19 protein-coding genes are annotated in these 17,379 nt (G+C 59.1%); 10 read left to right on the forward strand and 9 right to left on the reverse strand.

Annotation, left to right across the window (positions count from 1 at the left end; all coding sequences use genetic code 11):
- Nucleotides 1-105 precede the first annotated feature (105 nt).
- From D1224_RS11875 to rsmA, 3 genes are read left to right on the forward strand one after another with little or no spacing between them, the layout of a single operon-like run.
- On the forward strand, nt 106-1,347 hold the full coding sequence (locus D1224_RS11875) for a peptidylprolyl isomerase (RefSeq protein WP_233350528.1): 1,242 nt from the start codon (nt 106-108) through the stop codon (nt 1,345-1,347).
- A gap of 16 nt (nt 1,348-1,363) precedes the next feature.
- Nucleotides 1,364-2,374, forward strand: coding sequence for a 4-hydroxythreonine-4-phosphate dehydrogenase PdxA (gene pdxA / locus D1224_RS11880; protein WP_119380168.1), 1,011 nt, complete (start codon nt 1,364-1,366; stop codon nt 2,372-2,374).
- Nucleotides 2,364-3,200 carry a 16S rRNA (adenine(1518)-N(6)/adenine(1519)-N(6))-dimethyltransferase RsmA gene (gene rsmA / locus D1224_RS11885; RefSeq protein WP_119380169.1) on the forward strand — a complete coding sequence of 279 codons (837 nt, stop codon included), beginning with the start codon at nt 2,364-2,366 and terminating at the stop codon, nt 3,198-3,200. The genes pdxA and rsmA overlap by 11 nt, the downstream gene beginning before the upstream one ends.
- A gap of 6 nt (nt 3,201-3,206) precedes the next feature.
- Here the strand turns inward: rsmA and D1224_RS11890 are convergent, their stop codons facing one another.
- From D1224_RS11890 to fabD, 8 genes are all read right to left on the reverse strand, one after another.
- On the reverse strand, nt 3,207-4,130 hold the full coding sequence (locus D1224_RS11890) for a class 1 fructose-bisphosphatase (RefSeq protein ID WP_119380170.1): 924 nt from the start codon (nt 4,128-4,130) through the stop codon (nt 3,207-3,209).
- Nucleotides 4,131-4,183: 53 nt separating this feature from the next.
- Nucleotides 4,184-4,837: a guanylate kinase gene (gmk, locus tag D1224_RS11895; protein ID WP_119380171.1), complete on the reverse strand. Its 654-nt coding sequence runs from the start codon at nt 4,835-4,837 to the stop codon at nt 4,184-4,186.
- Nucleotides 4,827-5,693, reverse strand: coding sequence for a YicC/YloC family endoribonuclease (locus tag D1224_RS11900; RefSeq protein WP_233350529.1), 867 nt, complete (start codon nt 5,691-5,693; stop codon nt 4,827-4,829). The genes gmk and D1224_RS11900 overlap by 11 nt, the downstream gene beginning before the upstream one ends.
- Before the next feature lie 17 nt (nt 5,694-5,710).
- Nucleotides 5,711-6,748, reverse strand: coding sequence for an endolytic transglycosylase MltG (mltG, locus tag D1224_RS11905; RefSeq protein ID WP_119380173.1), 1,038 nt, complete (start codon nt 6,746-6,748; stop codon nt 5,711-5,713).
- A gap of 59 nt (nt 6,749-6,807) precedes the next feature.
- Nucleotides 6,808-8,097, reverse strand: coding sequence for a beta-ketoacyl-ACP synthase II (gene fabF, locus D1224_RS11910; protein WP_119380174.1), 1,290 nt, complete (start codon nt 8,095-8,097; stop codon nt 6,808-6,810).
- A 12-nt stretch (nt 8,098-8,109) separates the two neighbouring features.
- Complete coding sequence (locus tag D1224_RS11915) at nt 8,110-8,346, reverse strand: acyl carrier protein (RefSeq protein ID WP_119380175.1); 237 nt, start codon at nt 8,344-8,346, stop codon at nt 8,110-8,112.
- Nucleotides 8,347-8,455: 109 nt separating this feature from the next.
- Entirely contained in the window at nt 8,456-9,196 is a 741-nt protein-coding gene (gene fabG, locus D1224_RS11920) for a 3-oxoacyl-[acyl-carrier-protein] reductase (protein WP_119380176.1), read from the reverse strand.
- Between the two features lie 64 nt (nt 9,197-9,260).
- The gene (gene fabD, locus D1224_RS11925) at nt 9,261-10,205 is read right to left on the reverse strand and encodes an ACP S-malonyltransferase (RefSeq protein ID WP_119380177.1); all 945 of its coding nucleotides are present in this window, start codon (nt 10,203-10,205) and stop codon (nt 9,261-9,263) included.
- Between the two features lie 230 nt (nt 10,206-10,435).
- On the opposite strand from fabD, the gene rpsF reads away from it, so the two are divergent.
- From rpsF to D1224_RS11960, 7 genes are all read left to right on the forward strand, one after another.
- Complete coding sequence (gene rpsF / locus D1224_RS11930) at nt 10,436-10,771, forward strand: 30S ribosomal protein S6 (RefSeq protein ID WP_119380178.1); 336 nt, start codon at nt 10,436-10,438, stop codon at nt 10,769-10,771.
- A gap of 12 nt (nt 10,772-10,783) precedes the next feature.
- Nucleotides 10,784-11,056 (forward strand): 30S ribosomal protein S18, encoded by a 273-nt coding sequence (gene rpsR, locus D1224_RS11935; protein ID WP_119380179.1) that lies wholly within the window; start codon nt 10,784-10,786, stop codon nt 11,054-11,056.
- Nucleotides 11,057-11,068: 12 nt separating this feature from the next.
- The gene (gene rplI / locus D1224_RS11940; protein WP_119380180.1) at nt 11,069-11,662 is read left to right on the forward strand and encodes a 50S ribosomal protein L9; all 594 of its coding nucleotides are present in this window, start codon (nt 11,069-11,071) and stop codon (nt 11,660-11,662) included.
- A gap of 259 nt (nt 11,663-11,921) precedes the next feature.
- Entirely contained in the window at nt 11,922-13,409 is a 1,488-nt protein-coding gene (locus D1224_RS11945) for a replicative DNA helicase (protein ID WP_119380181.1), read from the forward strand.
- A gap of 42 nt (nt 13,410-13,451) precedes the next feature.
- Nucleotides 13,452-14,513: an alanine racemase gene (gene alr, locus D1224_RS11950; RefSeq protein ID WP_147372383.1), complete on the forward strand. Its 1,062-nt coding sequence runs from the start codon at nt 13,452-13,454 to the stop codon at nt 14,511-14,513.
- Nucleotides 14,491-15,306, forward strand: coding sequence for an MlaE family ABC transporter permease (locus tag D1224_RS11955; RefSeq protein WP_119380183.1), 816 nt, complete (start codon nt 14,491-14,493; stop codon nt 15,304-15,306). The genes alr and D1224_RS11955 overlap by 23 nt, the downstream gene beginning before the upstream one ends.
- Nucleotides 15,306-16,070: an ABC transporter ATP-binding protein gene (locus D1224_RS11960; RefSeq protein WP_119380184.1), complete on the forward strand. Its 765-nt coding sequence runs from the start codon at nt 15,306-15,308 to the stop codon at nt 16,068-16,070. Before D1224_RS11955 ends, D1224_RS11960 begins: the two co-directional genes overlap by 1 nt.
- Here D1224_RS11960 and D1224_RS11965 read toward each other — a convergent pair.
- Complete coding sequence (locus D1224_RS11965) at nt 16,067-17,263, reverse strand: TIGR03862 family flavoprotein (protein ID WP_119380185.1); 1,197 nt, start codon at nt 17,261-17,263, stop codon at nt 16,067-16,069. The two genes, D1224_RS11960 and D1224_RS11965, sit on opposite strands and share 4 nt — an antisense overlap.
- Nucleotides 17,264-17,379 lie beyond the last annotated feature (116 nt).

Genomic DNA, 17,379 nt, shown 5'->3' on the forward strand with positions numbered 1-17,379 from the left:
CAGTCTGACTGAGCGCACACCGTTGCGCGTACTCTGATGCTGGGTATGCTTCGCGCGGGCAAGGGAACAGCACTGTCTACCGCGTCACCTTGGAGGTTTGCGATAATGAAAACACTTATGGCGTCCGCGCTTGTAGCCGCCACTGCCAGCTCTCTTTCAGCGCCTGCCATGGCGCAGAGCGAAACGCAGACGATCGAGGGCATCGTCGCGATCGTGAACGATCAGCCGATCTCCTATAGCGATGTGCGAGAGCGCGGCAGCCTCCTGCTGCTTACGCTGGGTGCACAGCAACCGACTCAACAGCAGATCCAGCAGGTTACCTCGCAGGCTCTGGATGAGCTTATCGACGAAAAGCTGCAACTTCAGGAAGCGGCCGAGTATGAGGTTGAGGTCTCTGAAGAAGACATTAATCGCGCTATCGCCGACATGGCGCGCCAGTCCGGTCTCGACCGGGACGGCCTCGTAAATGTTCTGCTGCAATCCGGCGTGAACCCGACCAGCCTGGAAGAGCAAATGCGCGCAGAGATCGCTTGGCGCCGCATCATGGGCGGTCTCTATGGCTCGCGTATTCGCATCTCACGCAACCAGATTGACGAAGCTATCGAGCAACAGCGGAATGCGCTGACGCAGGTTCAGTACAACCTCGACGAAATCTTTCTCTACGCACCAACCGAGCAGGACAAGGCGCAGGCGCTGCAAGGTGCAGGAACTATCCTCGAGCAACTTGAAGCCGGTGCCCCCTTCTCGCTTGCTGCGCAGCGCCTGTCTTCAGCGCCGACGTCTGCAGCTGGCGGTGACATGGGCTGGGTGGCGCTAGATGACATCGACCTTGAAGTTGCAGAAGCCGTGCGCAACATGAACGGCCCTGGCATTTCGGAACCGATTACCGTGTCCGATGGGATCTACCTGATTAACTACAAGGCCAAGCGCGACCCCAACGAGCTGGAAACACGGGTCGATCTGGTACGTCTTGCGGTTGTGGACGGGTCAGAAGACGCGCTTCGCGATGCAGCGAGCCAGGCGAATAGCTGTCAGGCCGCAATTGAAGCCGCCGATGCCGACCCTAATCTTAGCGCCAATGAGCTGACCGATATTCGCGTCGAGGATCTTGGCGCCGAAGGTCAGAACATGATCAGCGAAGTCGCCATCGGCCAGCCGACCCAGGTTTTTGCGACCTCCGGTACGCTTGCAGTCATGTATGTCTGCGACCGTCGTCAGTCTGGCGCTGCCGTTCCGACACGCGAAGAGATGGAAGACCGTCTGTTCGGACGCGAACTTCAGATGATTTCCCAGCGCTCGCTGCGCAATCTGCGCCGTGAAGCCACGATCATCCAGCGCGGCAGCTAACAAACCGGACACGCTGATGGCCAATTCTAAGGACCTGCCGCTCGCCGTCACCATGGGCGACCCGGCCGGCTGCGGGCCACAGATCACATTGCGAGCCTGGAAGACGCTTTCTGCAGAACCGGGGGTTAGCCCATTCTATGTGACGGCTGATCCAGCCATCTTTGGTGAGGCGGCTGCTGCGATCGATCACCCCGCCGATGCGGCACGCCTGTTTGCCGACAAGCTTCCTGTCTTGCCGCTTAAAACTGTCCTCCCCGATTTCTCGACGGGAACGCCCGACAGCGCCTTGGCACCGGGCATTGTCGAAAGCATCGACCGCGCGATGGCCGACACATTTGCAGGTCTTTCCGGCGGTGTTGTCACCAATCCGATCTCTAAAGCGGTACTGTATTCGGCTGGCTTTCGTCATCCAGGCCATACTGAGTACCTCGCTGAGCTATGCGAAGCGCATACTGGTCGGCCGAGCCCACCAGTCATGATGCTCGTCGGCGGAGGCCTCAGAGTCGCGCTTGCAACGATCCACGTGCCGCTGATGCGAGTGCTGGACCATCTGACTTCAACGTCTCTTGAATCGGTTATCCGGATTACGGCACAGGCCATGCAGCGCGATTTCGGTATCGGCACACCGCGCATCGGTCTCACGGGCCTCAACCCACATGCAGGGGAAAGTGGGACTATCGGGCTGGAGGAGCGTGACATCATCAACCCTGTCGCAGACCGACTTCGCGCCGAGAGCATAGACGTTTCGAACGCACGCCCTGCCGACACTATTTTTGCAGAAACACTGAATGGCCGCTTCGACGCGGTTATCGCCATGACGCACGATCAAGGGCTTATCCCGGTAAAGACGCTCGACATCTGGGGCGGGGTCAACACCACGCTAGGCCTGCCGGTCATCCGCACCAGTCCGGATCATGGCACTGCCTATGACGCCGCCGCCGACAACGCGGCCCGACCCGACAGCCTGATCGCTGCCATCCGCCTCGCCAGCAAGATGGCCGCCCAGAGAGCCCGCCATGACGGATAACACGCCGCGTTTCACCGAAGCCCCTGCCCGCAAGGCGCTCGGCCAACACTTCCTGTTCGACCCGGACATCCTGCGGCGCACAGCGCTTGCGGCAGGGCCCGTGGAGGATCGCACAGTCATAGAAGTCGGCCCCGGCCCGGGCGGACTGACCCGCGCCTTGCTCAACGAAGGTGCCGCGAAACTTATTTGCGTCGAGGCTGATGAGCGGTTTGCCAGCGCGCTTGAAGCATGGCCCGAAGCGGTCAACGGTCGCCTCTGCGTTTACCAGCGCGATGCCCGAAAAATAAACTGGGCGAGCATTATCGAAGAGTCCGGCGGCAGCACGCCTGTGATGATAATAGCCAATCTTCCCTATAATGTAGGCACACCGCTTCTGGTGGATTGGCTTAAGACTGGAGACTGGCGCGGTGAGATGGCGCTGATGTTCCAGAAGGAAGTGGCTGAACGGATCGTCGCCGGGCCCGGTACGCCGCATTATGGCCGTCTTGCTGTCCTCACACACGCCGTCTGCGAGGCCCATATCGCTTTGACGCTGCCGCCCGGCGCCTTCCGTCCACCGCCCAAAGTAGAGAGCGCGGTGGCTGTCCTTACGCCGCTCCAGCCAGACAAGCGCTTTGCTGACCTTGCAACGCTAGAAAAAGTATCGACCGCCGCGTTCGGCCAGCGCCGCAAGATGCTTCGGGCCAGCCTGAAAGCCCTTGCGAAAACGCGCGGCATCGACGCTACGGAATGGCTGGAAGCATGCAATATCGACCCGACCGCCCGCGCCGAAACGCTGACGCAGCAAGAATTCAGGACGCTGGCCGAAACGCTCGCTAGGGCCTGACAGCCCCTAGTCGGCTGAACCGGCTTTTCTGGCGTCCTCGACAGCAGCAATCTTCCTCTTCTCGCCGATAAAGACAGGGGTCTTCTGGTGTAGCTTTTCCACAGGCATATCGAGGATCGACTGCTCGCCATTTGTCGAAGCGCCGCCCATCGCCTGGATCAGATACGCCATGGGAATGGCTTCGTAGACGAGCCGAAGCTTACCTTCTTCATAGCCTTTGATGTTCGCAGATGGGTAGGCGAAAAGGCCGCCCTGCAGAACCATGCGTTTCATGTCCGACACCATGGAGGCATACCAGCGCATATTGTGTGGCTTTACCGTGCCGCCCTTCGTATCCAGCAGGTTTGCATAATGGCGCTGTAGCCATTCGGGCCAGACAGTCTGATTCTGCCCATTGATCGCAAGCACGTCGGCGGATGGCAGGTCGCCTTCAATGGGCATGACCGTCCAGTCAGCACCGTCGAACAAGCCCTTATAGACCTTGTCTCCATCAGCAAAATAAGCCTCAAGGTTCATGCCGAAGACGAAAAAGCCGCCGCTGACGATATTCTTTCCATTGAAGTCAGCATCGACTTCAGCGTTCTTGAAAATTGCGAATATCGCGCCGGACGGAATACCGACGAGCGCGGATTTCGATCCATCCAGCGGATCGAGTGCGACGCTGTAAGGACCGTCGGATATCTTGTTTAGCCCGGGGCGCTCTTCAGATACCACATAGCGCACATTGCCATCAGTCTTCAGCGCATTGAAGAACGCCTCGTCGGCGATGACGTCCAGCTCGATCTGATCGTCGCCGGATTCGTTGCTTGATGTCGCAAACTTGAGCCCGGCCCCTTTTTTCAATTCAGCATAGATCTCTTCGGACGCCGAAAAAAGCGCCGCGTAGATGCCGTCCAGAGCGGATGTGCTACTATTGAAGTTGGTGGTCATAGATCGGCTTTCGCCCCTTGAATTGGAATGGTGTTCTTACAGCCTGCGCAGGCTCACGCTTCGCCCATCAGCTCGCGAACGTGGTCCTCAAGGCTGAGCTGACGCAGACGCTTCAGACGTTCAACCAGCAGGATGCGCTTCAGCCTTTGATAGGCAATCTCGAGGTCGTCATTGACGATGGCATAGTCATAGCGGCGCCAATGCCGCATTTCGGCTTTCGCATCCCGCATGCGTCGTTCGACGATCTCATCGGTCGATCCAGGACGGGCTGCCAGACGCGATTTCAAGGCGTCTATGCTTGGCGGAAGAATGAAAACCGATACGACATCGCGCGGCATTTGATCATGCAATGCGTCCGCGCCCTGCCAGTCCACATCAAACAACACGTCATGCCCGGATGAGAGCAATGCCTCTGTATCTGCGCGCGGTGTCCCATAGAGATTATCGAAGACCAGCGCCCATTCGAGAAATTGGCGCTGCGCGATCATCGTGCGGAATTCGTCGACAGACTTGAAGTGATAGTCCTTGCCATCCACCTCGCCCGGCCGCTCCGGCCGCGTCGTCGCCGATACAGACAGCTTGATGTCAGAAAATTCTTCCATCAGCTTTTTGCAAAGCGTCGTCTTGCCCGCGCCGGACGGGGAAGAAATAACGAGCATCAAGCCCCTGCGCTCGCCCTCGTCTTTCGGATGGCCGCTATTCGACATTTGCTGCCTGCTCCTTGAACTGATCTACGAGGCCTTTGAGCGCGAGTCCCGCATTCGTCAAATCGAGGCTGGCAGACTTTGAGCAGAGCGTGTTGGCCTCGCGGTTGAACTCCTGCGACAGGAAGTCGAGTTTGCGGCCAATAGGGCCGCCCTGTTCCAGCAGCCCACGAGCACTTTCGATGTGAGCGCGCAGACGATCGAGTTCTTCGCGCACATCCGCCTTCGCGACAGACAGCGCTACCTCTGCAGCAAGGCGTTCGCCATCAACCTTGTCGCTGGCCTCCAGCTCAGCGAGCTGCTTCTCCAGACGTGCTTTCAGGAGCCTTGGCTGTTCGCCGGCAAGCGAATCGGCCTGCGCGACGGCGCGCTCCATCTCGTCGAGGTAGCCACTCAGCATATCGTTCAGCGCCCCACCTTCTTCAAGGCGCGCTTTGTTTAGCTGACGAACGAGTTCATCACCGCCCGCCTGAAGGGCTGCAACAACCTCATCGCTTGCGACAGCGCGCGTCGAGTTCTGACCGTTCTCGACGACACCCTTGATGCCCATCAAGGACGCAATGGCACCGAGGTCTGCAGCATGGCCAGAGGCCTTCTCAAAAGCCCGCAAAAGCTGCTGCAGTGCATCGTGATTAACGCTGAGCATCTCTCCGCCACTCGCGACCTCGATCCGCAGACCGATCTGGATATTACCCCGGGCAAACATCTTCGAAGCCGTTTGCTTGACTGCGCGTTCGACCCCTTCGAAACCACCTGGCACGTTCCCGCGCACATCCAGCGAGCGACCGTTGACGCTTTTGGCCTCAAACGCCCAGCTGCCCCAGTCCGCCTCGCCAGTTACTCTGGCAAAACCTGTCATCGAAGACACTTGCGCACTCACTCCTGACCTCGCTCACGCGCGATCTCGCGGCGCTCATACGCGCGATAAGCCGCAACGTTACGATTATGCTCAGACAGAGTTTCAGCAAATGCGTGGCCGCCCGTGCCGTCCGCAACGAAGAAAATGTAATCGGTTTCAGGTGGGTCCAGCACCGCAGCAATAGCATCACGTCCCGGATTACAGATGGGGGTCTTCGGCAGCCCATCGATCTCATAGGTGTTCCAGTCGGTGACCCGGTCCAGTTCAGAACGATACAGCGTACGGCGCACACGTTTTCCGTTCAGCGTTCGATAGAGTGGCTCACCACGTGAGACGCCATAGATGACTGTCGGATCGCTCTCGAGGCGCATGCCGCGCCTCAGGCGATTGGTGAATAGACCCGCCACGAGCGGTCGCTCCTCAGCGCTACCGGTTTCTTTCTCAACAACAGAGGCAAGGATGACCGCCTCTTCGACCGTGGAAATCGGAAGATCATCGGCTCTTTGCGGCCATAGCTCTTCGAGCAGGTCATCCTGAGCCTTCTCCATCCGCTCGATCATTGCTGTGCGCGATTTGTCTGCGGAGAAGATATAGGTATCCGGCAGAAGCGTTCCTTCGGCGATCTCGCGCTCAGGCATGTCGCCTTTCAGCTCCGGATGGTTTTCGACAATGCGAAGAACCTGCGCTGTGGTGCGCCCCTCAGGTACCGTGATGCGATATGTGATGACATCGCCGGACACGAGCAGATCCATGATGCCCGCAATGCTCGCGCGGGGCGGAATGGCGTACTCACCGACCTTCAAGCCAGCCTGCTGTTCGGACAGGCGCGCATGCAACTTCATTGCTTCGGGACTGGAGATTATACCTTCGTACCAAAGCCGCTGGGCAACGCCGCTGACATGGTCGCCCTGGCGCACTTCAAACACGGCGCTTTCAGCAAGCGGCCCCGGCTTGCTGATTTCGTTCTGAAGCCAGAACCAGCCGCCGATCGCCGCAGCTGCGCCAAGGCCAGCCAGCACGAGTCCAATCGCAAGAAGCGCTTTAATGAACCGCATATCTACTCCCCCATGATACAGGCTGGCCTTACCTTGCCTGAGCTTTTTCGCTTAGGGAACTAGTCAGCCTGTTTGAGGATAAGACACGCATTGGTGCCGCCAAAACCGAACGAGTTGGACATGGCTGCACGAACCTTGCCCTTCTTGGCATTGTGCGGAATGAGATCAATGTCCGTCTCAACACTTGGATTATCCAGATTGAGCGTTGGTGGCATGACCTGATCACGTAGCGCCAGCGCACAGAATGCGCTCTCGATTGCACCTGCTGCACCAAGAAGGTGGCCGACAGCAGACTTGGTCGAGGATAGCGACAGGTTTTTCGCGTGCTCACCGAACAGCCGCTCAACGGCACCAATTTCGCCTTCGTCACCCTTCGGCGTCGAGGTGCCATGCGTGTTGACGTAATCAATATCGGTCACATCGAGGCCGGAATTATCCAGCGCCATTTTCATGGCGCGGTAACCGCCCTCGGAGCCTTCTGCCGGCGCCGTGATATGGTAGGCATCGCCCGTCAGGCCATAGCCTGCGACTTCTGCATAGATCTTCGCACCGCGCGCCTTTGCGTGCTCATACTCTTCGAGCATCACGATGGCGGCACCTTCGCCCATGACAAACCCGTCCCGGTCCTTATCATAGGGACGGGAGGCTTTTTCCGGCGTGTCGTTGAAGTTAGTCGACATGGCCTTTGCCGCGCAGAAGCCGGCAATACCGATTTCGCAGATCACGGCCTCGGAGCCGCCAGCCAGCATCAGGTCGGCGTCGCCATACTGGATGAGGCGAGCTGAGTCGCCGATGGCATGCGCGCCCGTGGCACAGGCTGTCACTACAGAGTGGTTCGGCCCTTTGAACCCGTGACGGATCGAGACCTGCCCGGAAGCGAGGTTGATCAGCGCAGATGGGATGAAGAACGGGCTCACGCGGCGCGCACCCTGAGTGTGCAGGGTAATCGCCGTATCGTAGATGGACTGGAGGCCGCCAATACCAGAGCCGATCAGAACGCCTGTGCGCTCCTTCTGCTCGTCGGTTTCAGCTTTCCAGCCAGAATCCTCAACACATTCGTCGGCTGCTGCGAGCGCATAGAGAATGAACTCGTCGATACGGCGACGCTCTTTTGCGCTCGCCGCCTTGTCCGGATCAAATGAATGAGGATCGTCGGCACTGCCGCCGCCGCGGCCGGTGCCGTCATTCCAAGGTACCTGGCAAGCGATCTTGCAAGGCACGTCCTTTGTATCAAACAGATCGATAGGACCTGCTCCAGACTTGCCTGCGAGCAAACGCTCCCACGTGGCCTCACGTCCGCTAGCGAGCGGAGAAACGAGACCAATCCCGGTAATGACGACACGGCGCATCAGCTAACCCTCTTAAGAGACGTGAGCCTTGATGTGGGTGACAGCGTCACCAACAGTACGGATGTTCTCCTGAACGTCGTCAGGGATTTCGATGTTGAATTCTTCTTCGAAAGCCATGACCAGCTCGACCAGGTCCAGGGAGTCTGCGCCGAGATCGTCGATGAAGCTCGCCGATTCCGTCACCTTGTCCGCTTCAACGTCGAGATTCTCGACAACGATCTTTTTTACACGCTCGAAAACGTCAGACATGGAAAACCTCTCTCATGATGTCTGATAGGAAGACTATTCGTCTTGGGTTGCCCGTTAGCACACTGATAAAGATAACGCCAAGAGCTGCAACTGTTTGGATGACCTGCGGTCAGATCATCGCCATGCCGCCATTCACGTGCAGCGTCTGGCCTGTAACATAGGCTGCTTCTGACGAAGCAAGATAGACGGCAGCCGCCGCGATGTCGCTTCCCTGACCAAGTTTTCCCGAAGGAATCTGGCCCAGAAGCGCTTCTTTCTGGCTGTCTGGCAAGACATCTGTCATCGGTGATTCGATAAAGCCCGGCGCAATACAATTGGCGGTAATGCCGCGGCTCGCGACTTCCTGTGCGAACGCTTTGGTGAAGCCAATCATGCCAGCTTTAGAGGCGCAGTAATTCGCCTGGCCCGGATTGCCGGTCACGCCAACAATGGACGTAATCCCGATAATGCGGCCATGGCGACGCTTCATCATGCCCCGCACGACCGATTTTGTAAGCCGGTAGTAAGAGCCGAGATTGACGTTCATCACATCATCAAAGTCTTCAGGCTTCATCTGCATAAGCAGCTTGTCGCGTGTGATGCCTGCATTGGCGACCAGAATGTCTAGGGGGCTGCCCGCAGCTTCTTCGGCGCGGCCGACAAGACTGTTGACAGATTCAGCGTCGGAAAGGTTGGCCGTAACCACAAAACCTTCGCCTGGCAGGCCAGCACGGACCTCTTCCAGAACGCCTTCACGCGTCCCGGACAGGGCAACTTTTGCCCCTGCTTCGGACAGGGCTTTCGCAATTGCGCTACCAATGCCGCCGGAGGCCCCGGTTACCAACGCTGTGCGTCCGCTGAGATCAAACATGCGGCTCGTTCCTTCCTTGCTTGCGGCTTTTGCCGTCTCGTTCTCTATTTCAACCTTTGTCGCCCTAGCCGAGACGCTTAGCAACCGATTCTATGTCTTCCGGGGTTCCCAGAGTCAGCCCTTCAACGTCCTTGGCGGTACGACGGTTCATGACGCTGAGCACTTTTCCGGCACCCGCCTCGACCGTGAGCTCAATGCTCTGCGCCGCCATGAACTCAATTGTCTCGCGCCACCGGACCTGGCCGCAAACCTGCTCGATCAGATGTTGACGGATCGCCACCGGATCAGACGTTGGCTCTGCAGTGACATTAGAAATCACGGGCACAGACGGCGCCTTGATCTCGATGTCCGACAGCGCCTTCATCATCTCATCGGCGGCCGGCTGCATCATGGAACAGTGAAACGGCGCACTCACAGGCAGCATCATCGCCTTCTTGATACCAACTTCGCCAGTTTTCGACGCGGCAAGCTCAACAGCTGCTTTCGTACCTGAAATCACGATCTGGCCGGGCGCATTGTCATTTGCAATCTCACAGACGCCGCCTTCAGCTCTGCCTAGCTCACACAGCGCGATGGCCTGTTCGGGCGTCGCGCCGAGCAGTGCGGCCATCGCACCTTCGCCGGGCGGCACGGCGGCCTGCATGGCATTCCCCCGAATGCGCAGGATCCGCGCTACATCTGCAAGCTCGATCGCGCCGCTTGCGGCCAGCGCGGAATATTCGCCCAGCGAGTGACCGGCCACGAACGCGGCCTTGTCCGGGCCAATCCCGTGGGACTGGAGCGCGCGGATCGCTGCAACGCTGACAGCCATAAGGGCTGGCTGCGTGTTGGCCGTCAGCTTCAGTTCTTCTTCATCACCTTCCCAGATCAATTGGGACAGATCCTGCTGAAGCGCAGCGTCAACCGTCTCGAAGACCTCACGCGCTGCTGGATATGCGGCGGCAAGGTCTTTGCCCATGCCGATGAACTGGCTGCCCTGTCCGGGGAAAATGAACGCGAACTTGGTCATGCGGTCCTGCCCTTCAGTCTGATCGCTGGAATCTGATTTGGCCGACTGCCTAGTTGGCTGCTCGCAGACTCGCAAGTCTGCTTGATTCTTTTGGCAGTCTGGGCTTTAAGCCCCCTCTTCACACGGGGTGCGGTCCTGGTTTCCGGAATGAGCCGGACAGGCAGGGGCCATCGCCGGAACGTCTTCCCGCGTTCCAGCGCCGCATTCTGAACTCCAGGGGAAAGAACAACATGGCACTTTATGAACACGTGCTGATCTCGCGTCCGGACATCTCGCCTGCACAGGTCGAGAGCCAGATCGAAGAGCTCGGCCAATGGCTGGAAAGCCAGGGCGCAAAGGTCGGAAAGACCGAATACTGGGGTCTGCGCAACCTCTCCTACCCGATCAACAAGCAGCGCAAGGGACACTATTCCCTGCTCAACATCGACGGTCCAGCAGCGGCCGTACATGAGCTTGAGCGCCGTCACCGTATCTCCGACGACGTGATCCGTTACATGACGATCAAGGTCGAAGAACTGGACGATGAGCCGTCCCCGATGATGGGCCGCAAGGGCCGCAAGGACTAGGGAGCGAGAGATATGTCTTCAGAAAACAACCAGGGTGATATCAACATCACCAACATCCCTGCCCGGCGCACATTCAACCGCCGCCGCAAGGTCGATCCATTCTCGGGCCAAGGCGCCCCGGCGATCGACTACAAGGATGTGAAACTGCTGCAGCGCTATATTTCCGAGAAGGGCAAGATTGTCCCGTCGCGGATCACTGCAGTGAACGTCAAGAACCAGCGTAAGCTTGCCCGCGCCATCAAACGCGCCCGCATGCTCGCGCTTCTGCCATTCACCGTTAAGTAGGAGGACCAGCACATGGACATTATCCTTCTTGAACGCGTCGAAAACCTTGGCGAGCTTGGCGAAGAAGTCACTGTGAAGAACGGCTTCGCCCGTAACTTCCTGCTGCCACGCGGCAAGGCGCTGATCGCTAACGATCGCAACCGCGCCCGCTTCGCTGCAGAGCGTGACCTTATCGAAAAGCGCAACGCAGACGCACGCGAAGAAGCTCAGTCGACCGGCAACAGCCTCGACGGCGCAGAAATCGTGCTGATCCGCCAGTCTTCCGACACCGGCAATCTCTACGGTTCGGTCTCGACCCGCGACATCGTCGATGCGCTGGCTGAGAAAGACTTCAAGGTCCGCCGCGGTCAGATCAAGCTCGACCAGCCGATCAAGACCATCGGCATCTATGAGCTCGGCATCCGGCTACACGCGGAAGTCCTCGTAGACGTCACGGTGAACGTCGCCCGCTCAATGGAAGAAGCTGAGCGTCAGGCAGCAGGCGAGAACGTCATCGAGACGATCCACGCTGAACAGCAAGGCGCCGCAGCCGAGCAATCTGCTGAACTGGCTGAAGCCAGCGCGGAGCGCGAGGAAGCAACCCGCGAAGCCCCTGAAGAGGAATAGGCTTCCGGGCGTCTTACGCCAGACTTTGATCAAGGCCGCGCCCGCCGGGTGCGGCCTTTTTCTTTGTTTCTGGAGACTGTCGGTCTGCAGGTTGGCGCACCTGACCAAACCGCGAATCACGCGTCTTCGAATCGGGGTATTCCACAAGCCTCATCTGAGCTGTGGACGATGTCAGTTTCTATGCAAGTCAAGTCTGCAATCTTTCCCTGCTCAGGCGTAAAGTTAACCCATCGGTAAGCACCTTTTCGGGGACACGCGCATGAACGATATGTCCAACACGCCCAAGTCGGTCGAGGCACCGCACAATCTGTCCGCCGAGGCCGGCGTGCTTGGGGCGATCCTATATGACAATAATGCGTTCCAGCGTGTCGCGGACATTCTGCGCGCCACTGACTTCTATTCCATCCCTCATCAGGAGATCTTCGAAGTCTGTTCGACCATGATCCAGGGCGGCCGTGTCGCCGATGGCATCACGCTTCGCGAACATTTCGAAAAAGCCGACAAGCTTCAGGAAATCGGCGGCGCCTCCTATCTGGCAGAGCTGCTTGATTCGGCCGCCTTCGGTCCGGAAATCACCGATTATGCACGCATGATCCGAGACTTCGCCATGCGACGCGACCTGATCGACATCGGCGCGACGGTCCAGCACCGTGCTTTCAAGCCGGAGCCAGAAGAAGACGGCGACAAGCAGCTTGAGCTCGCCGAACGCCAACTCTTCGATCTGGCCGACCGGGGCTCTTCCGGGCGCGGCTTCCATTCATTCTCGACTGCCCTCAAAGAGTCGCTTGCCATGGCAGAGGCGGCCTTCAAACGGGATGGAAAGATTGCCGGCGTCGCTTCCCAGCTCGACGATCTCGACACGATGCTTGGCGGCTTCCACAAGTCTGACCTCGTCATCCTTGCAGGGCGCCCCTCCATGGGCAAGACGACGCTCGCGACCAATATCGCCTTCAATGCGGCGCAGGCCTGCCGGCGCGAAGCCCAGCCTGACGGGTCAAAGAAAACCGTCGAAGGCGCTGTTGTTGCTTTCTTTTCTCTCGAAATGTCGTGTGAGCAGCTCGCCACCCGTATTATCGCAGACCGAACCGGCCTCAACGCCCACCACATCCGTCAGGGCGACCTTGATGCCAGCGACTTCGAAAAGATCCGCCAGGCCACCGAAGAGCTTCAGAACCTGCCGCTATATATCGATGACCAGGGCGGCATCTCTATCAGCCAGCTCGCCGCGCGCGCCCGGCGCCTGAAACGCACCAGCGGCCTCGACATGGTCGTGATCGACTATCTTCAGCTTCTGACCTCGACGACCGGCAAGGCCAGCGACTCCCGAGTTCAGGAGATCACGCAGATCACGATGGGCCTCAAGGCGCTCGCCAAGGAGCTGAACGTGCCTGTCATCGCCCTCTCCCAGCTCTCGCGTCAGGTCGAGCAGCGCGAGGACAAACGTCCGCAACTCTCCGACCTTCGGGAATCTGGTTCGATTGAGCAGGATGCAGACGTCGTCATGTTCGTCTATCGCGAGTCCTATTACCTGGAGCGGACCGAACCCCAGTCCGGTGGCGAAGATCCGGCATCTGCGGAGAAATGGACCAGCTGGCGACAGCGCATGGATGAGGTTCTCGGCACCGCTGAGGTCATCATCGGCAAACAGCGTCACGGCCCGATTGGTCGTGTTACACTCGCCTTCGACGCGAACACGACCCGCTTCGGCAATCTCAAACGTCAGCAGCCGGAACCGGACTTCGGCTAGAATGGGTTGCCGCATGGCGGCGCGGCGGACTATGCCGCATCAATGAGTTTTAGTCCCCGCGCCCGCGTGCATCTTCAGAACATCGTCGCCAACTGGCGCACGATCGCTTCTCTTGTCTCTCAGAGTGAAGCTGGCGCCGTCGTCAAAGCGAATGCCTATGGCCACGGTGTCGCCCCGGTTGCACGCGCCCTGCACGCGGCTGGATGCAAAACTTTCTTCGTCGCTTATGTCGACGAAGGCGTGGAACTCCGCAACGCCATAGGCGCTGAAGCGACCATTCTTGCATTCAATGGTGCAGAGCCCGGTGATGCAGACCTCATCCGCACACACCAGATCACACCCGTTCTGAACGCCCTGCCCGCCATCAGAGAATGGCTTAAGCTCTCCGATACGCCTTCCTATGCGGTTCACGTCGACACAGGCATGAACCGGCTTGGCGTTCGGATGGAAGACGTACCGGAGCTTGAAGACCTTACGGCCAGCGGGCCGCCAGTTCACGTCATGTCGCATCTGGTCGATTCTGATGACCGATCGCGCGCAATCAACGCCGAACAACTCGCGCGCTTCAAGGACGCCGCATCGCACTTCCCTCACGCTCACACGAGCTTCGCTAATACAGGCGGATGTTTCATGGGGCAGGATTACGGGTTTGATATCGTGCGCCCGGGGATCGGTCTTTATGGCGGCGGGCCACCGCTTCCTGATGGCATAGAATTGAAGCCTGGCATGACGCTGGAAGCCCCGATCCTGACGGTTCAGTCCGTCCAGCCCGGTGAAACGGTCGGCTATGGCGCGACATACACCTTTGATACACCGCGCACCTTGGCCACGGTCGCGCTGGGCTACGGCGACGGATTTCTGCGCGCGGCTGGCAACAAAGGCATCGCTTCACTGGGCGGTATAGTATGCCCGATCGTCGGCCGGGTCTCAATGGATCTCATCACGATCGACGTCACACAGGCAGCGGACCTTGCAATGCCCGGAGCATTCGCCCAATTCATCGGAGCGGAAATCCTGCTCGAAGAGCAGGCCAGACGCGCCGGCACAGTCGGCTATGAACTTGTAACAGGACTGGGCCATCGTGTCAGACGCATCTACGACTAAATCCGGCGGTTTTCCCAATCCGCTCGCCTGGATAGGGCGCGGTGCGCTTGCGCTTTTCGCAGAGATTGGGCGCCTGTCGCTTTTCTCCGGGCGCACGGCCCTGTCTGCCCTGCTTCCACCCTGGAACCTAACACAGCTGTGGAAGCAGATAATTGCGATTGGCTTCTATTCCCTGCCGGTCGTCGGCCTGTCAGCTGTCTTTATCGGCGCAGCCCTCGCCCTCAACATCTATACTGGCGGCAATCGCTTCGGCGCTGAACAGTTCGTACCGAACATCGTGGTCCTAGGCATAACGCGGGAGCTTGGCGCGACCATTACTGGCCTGATGCTGGCTGGCCGTGTGACCGCTGGTATCGCCGCAGAGATCGGCGCCATGAAAGTGACCGAGCAGATTGATGCGCTTAAAACGCTTTCTGCCAACCCGTTCCGCTATCTATATGCACCGCGTTTTCTCGCCGCCGCACTCACCTTGCCGATTCTGGTGCTGATCGCCGACATAATCGGCGTTATGGGCGGCTGGCTGGTCAGCGTTTATGCGCTCGACTTCGATTCCACGACCTATCTGCGCAATACAATCGACTTCCTCACCATGGAAGATGTCATCGTCGGCCTGATCAAGGCTGTCATCTTCGGCATGGTGATCGCGCTGATGGGTTGCTATCAAGGCTCGAAGTCGTCGGCTGGTGCGACAGGCGTGGGGCGTGCGGCTACGCTCTCCATGGTCGGCGCTGCGGTGCTGGTGCTTGCTGCCAACTATATCCTCTCCACCTTCTTCGTGCAGATCGGCATCTGATGACGCAGCCTATCCTTGAACTCAAAGGCGTCGAGAAAAGCTTCGGCTCCAACCATGTCCTGCGCGGCGTAGATATTGATGTCGCGCCCGGCCGCTCTCTCGTCGTGCTGGGCGGGTCCGGCTCCGGCAAATCGGTCATGCTCAAGAATGCTCTTGGCCTGATGACGCCGGACGCTGGCAAGATCCTGTTCGACGGCAAAGACGTGACCAAGGATCAGGGAAAAGCCCGCGAAGCGATGCGGGCGCGCGTCGGCATGTTGTTCCAGTCCGGCGCCCTGTTCGACTCCCTCACGGTCTGGGAGAATGTTGCCTTTCGCCTTCTCAATGCCGACAAGTTGAAGCGGTCCGACGCTAGGGAAGAAGCGATCGAGACCCTGAAAAAAGTGCGTCTCGGCGCCTCGGTGGCAGACCTAAGACCGGCCGAAATTTCCGGCGGCATGCAGAAGCGCGTCGCCCTCGCCCGCGCCATTATAACGAAACCGGATCTCATTTTCTTCGATGAGCCGACCACTGGCCTCGACCCGATCACGGCTGATGCGATCAATGATCTCATCATCGAGCAGGTCAAAGCGCTGGGCGCTGCCGCTGTTACGATTACCCATGACATGGCTTCTGCCCGCAAGGTTGCCGACGAGATCGCCATGCTGTTCGAGGGGAAGATCATCTGGCGCGGCCCCGCCAGCGAGATTGACCGGTCCGGCAATGATCATGTCGACCAGTTCGTCCATGGACGTGCAGACGGCCCTATCCAGCCTGCGCTCTAACGGCGGGCAGCGGCCCTGCCCGCCGCTCGGCCCATCGCAAGGCAGGCCGTCAGCAGATACCCCCCGGTTGGTGCGTCCCAGGCAACCATCTCTCCGGCACAATAGACCCCAGGCAGCGCCTTCAGCATCAATTGATCGTCAAGCGCGTTCCACGACACGCCACCCGCGGTCGAAATGGCCTCATCCATCGGAACCGGTCCATCCACACGAATTGGCAACGACTTCAGGAACCTCGCAATGTCACCCGCGCCGGCTGGCAGCGCGCCCCGCGCAATTTCGTTGACGAGCGCAATTTTCGTGCGATCAAGACGCGCCGCCTTGCGTAGTCGGTTCGAGCTCGAGTCTTTCGGGTTCGCAGCAGCCAGCCGTTTCGTAAGCGTATCCATATCGACATCCGGCAGCAGATCGACTTCAAGTGTTGCCGCCCTCTCGGCACCAATCTGACCGAGGAGGTTCGGCGACAGCGGATAGATCGCCCCGCTCTCGATCCCTCTCTTGGTGATGATAACGTCGCCGTGCGCAGACTGGTCGCCGGCCGACAGTCTCACTCCCTTGAGCGGCGCACCTTCGAACCCATCCAGCAAAAGCCCTGACCAGCTTATCTCGAAGCCGCAATTGGAGGGCTGGAATGGCTCAAACTCGATACCTCTGGCCACCAGCAGTTTCGCCCACGCCCCGTCCGACCCAAGTCGCGACCAGCTTGCGCCGCCAAGCGCCAGGATCACCGCCTCTGCGTCGAATTTCACCTCTCCGCTCGGAGCCGCGAAGACGAGCGACCCGCCATTATCCCATCCCTGCCAGCGATGACGCACATGAAACTTTGCCCCGCCTCCTTGCAGCCGCGCAAGCCACGCGCGAAGTAAGGGAGAAGCTTTCATCATTACCGGAAAAACCCGGCCAGAGCTGCCCCTGAAGCTCTCTATTCCGAGCTCCGCCATCCATCCTTCGACTTCGCGTGGCCCAAAGGCCGCAATCATGCTGGCCAGTCGGTCGTCCGGCGCGCGGTATCGGGAACGAAACTGTGAAGCGTCCTCGCTATGAGAGATGTTCAGCCCGCTCTTCCCTGCCATAAGAAATTTGCGCGCTACGCTCGGCATGGCGTCATAGATCGACACCTGCGCGCCCCCTGCGAGAGCGGCTTCCGCTGCCATGAGACCTGCCGGTCCAGCGCCGATTATCGCGATGTGCTTCACAAGGTCTCTCTAGCCAGAGGCATCGCGTCTTGCCAGCCGCGTGTGTCCAACAAGGGCGCGCCAAAACAGGACGGCCGGCACCTTGGTCAGGGCCGGCCGTGCTATTAGTAGGGGGT

Origin of the sequence: Henriciella barbarensis, assembly GCF_003576345.1 — a bacterium.
GTDB lineage: Bacteria > Pseudomonadota > Alphaproteobacteria > Caulobacterales > Hyphomonadaceae > Henriciella > Henriciella barbarensis.

Excerpts from the sequence above, each read along its gene's own strand:
- rplI (WP_119380180.1), top strand. The coding sequence starts at position 11,069 with ATGGACATTATCCTTCTTGAACGCGTCGAAAACCTTGGCGAGCTTGGC.
- rpsR (WP_119380179.1), top strand. The coding sequence starts at position 10,784 with ATGTCTTCAGAAAACAACCAGGGTGATATCAACATCACCAACATCCCT.
- D1224_RS11915 (WP_119380175.1), bottom strand. The coding sequence starts at position 8,346 with ATGTCTGACGTTTTCGAGCGTGTAAAAAAGATCGTTGTCGAGAATCTC.
- D1224_RS11875 (WP_233350528.1), top strand. The coding sequence starts at position 106 with ATGAAAACACTTATGGCGTCCGCGCTTGTAGCCGCCACTGCCAGCTCT.
- gmk (WP_119380171.1), bottom strand. The coding sequence starts at position 4,837 with ATGTCGAATAGCGGCCATCCGAAAGACGAGGGCGAGCGCAGGGGCTTG.
- rpsF (WP_119380178.1), top strand. The coding sequence starts at position 10,436 with ATGGCACTTTATGAACACGTGCTGATCTCGCGTCCGGACATCTCGCCT.
- fabG (WP_119380176.1), bottom strand. The coding sequence starts at position 9,196 with ATGTTTGATCTCAGCGGACGCACAGCGTTGGTAACCGGGGCCTCCGGC.
- fabD (WP_119380177.1), bottom strand. The coding sequence starts at position 10,205 with ATGACCAAGTTCGCGTTCATTTTCCCCGGACAGGGCAGCCAGTTCATC.
- rsmA (WP_119380169.1), top strand. The coding sequence starts at position 2,364 with ATGACGGATAACACGCCGCGTTTCACCGAAGCCCCTGCCCGCAAGGCG.
- D1224_RS11890 (WP_119380170.1), bottom strand. The coding sequence starts at position 4,130 with ATGACCACCAACTTCAATAGTAGCACATCCGCTCTGGACGGCATCTAC.
- D1224_RS11945 (WP_119380181.1), top strand. The coding sequence starts at position 11,922 with ATGAACGATATGTCCAACACGCCCAAGTCGGTCGAGGCACCGCACAAT.
- D1224_RS11960 (WP_119380184.1), top strand. The coding sequence starts at position 15,306 with ATGACGCAGCCTATCCTTGAACTCAAAGGCGTCGAGAAAAGCTTCGGC.
- mltG (WP_119380173.1), bottom strand. The coding sequence starts at position 6,748 with ATGCGGTTCATTAAAGCGCTTCTTGCGATTGGACTCGTGCTGGCTGGC.
- D1224_RS11900 (WP_233350529.1), bottom strand. The coding sequence starts at position 5,693 with ATGACAGGTTTTGCCAGAGTAACTGGCGAGGCGGACTGGGGCAGCTGG.
- fabF (WP_119380174.1), bottom strand. The coding sequence starts at position 8,097 with ATGCGCCGTGTCGTCATTACCGGGATTGGTCTCGTTTCTCCGCTCGCT.
- pdxA (WP_119380168.1), top strand. The coding sequence starts at position 1,364 with ATGGCCAATTCTAAGGACCTGCCGCTCGCCGTCACCATGGGCGACCCG.
- alr (WP_147372383.1), top strand. The coding sequence starts at position 13,452 with ATGAGTTTTAGTCCCCGCGCCCGCGTGCATCTTCAGAACATCGTCGCC.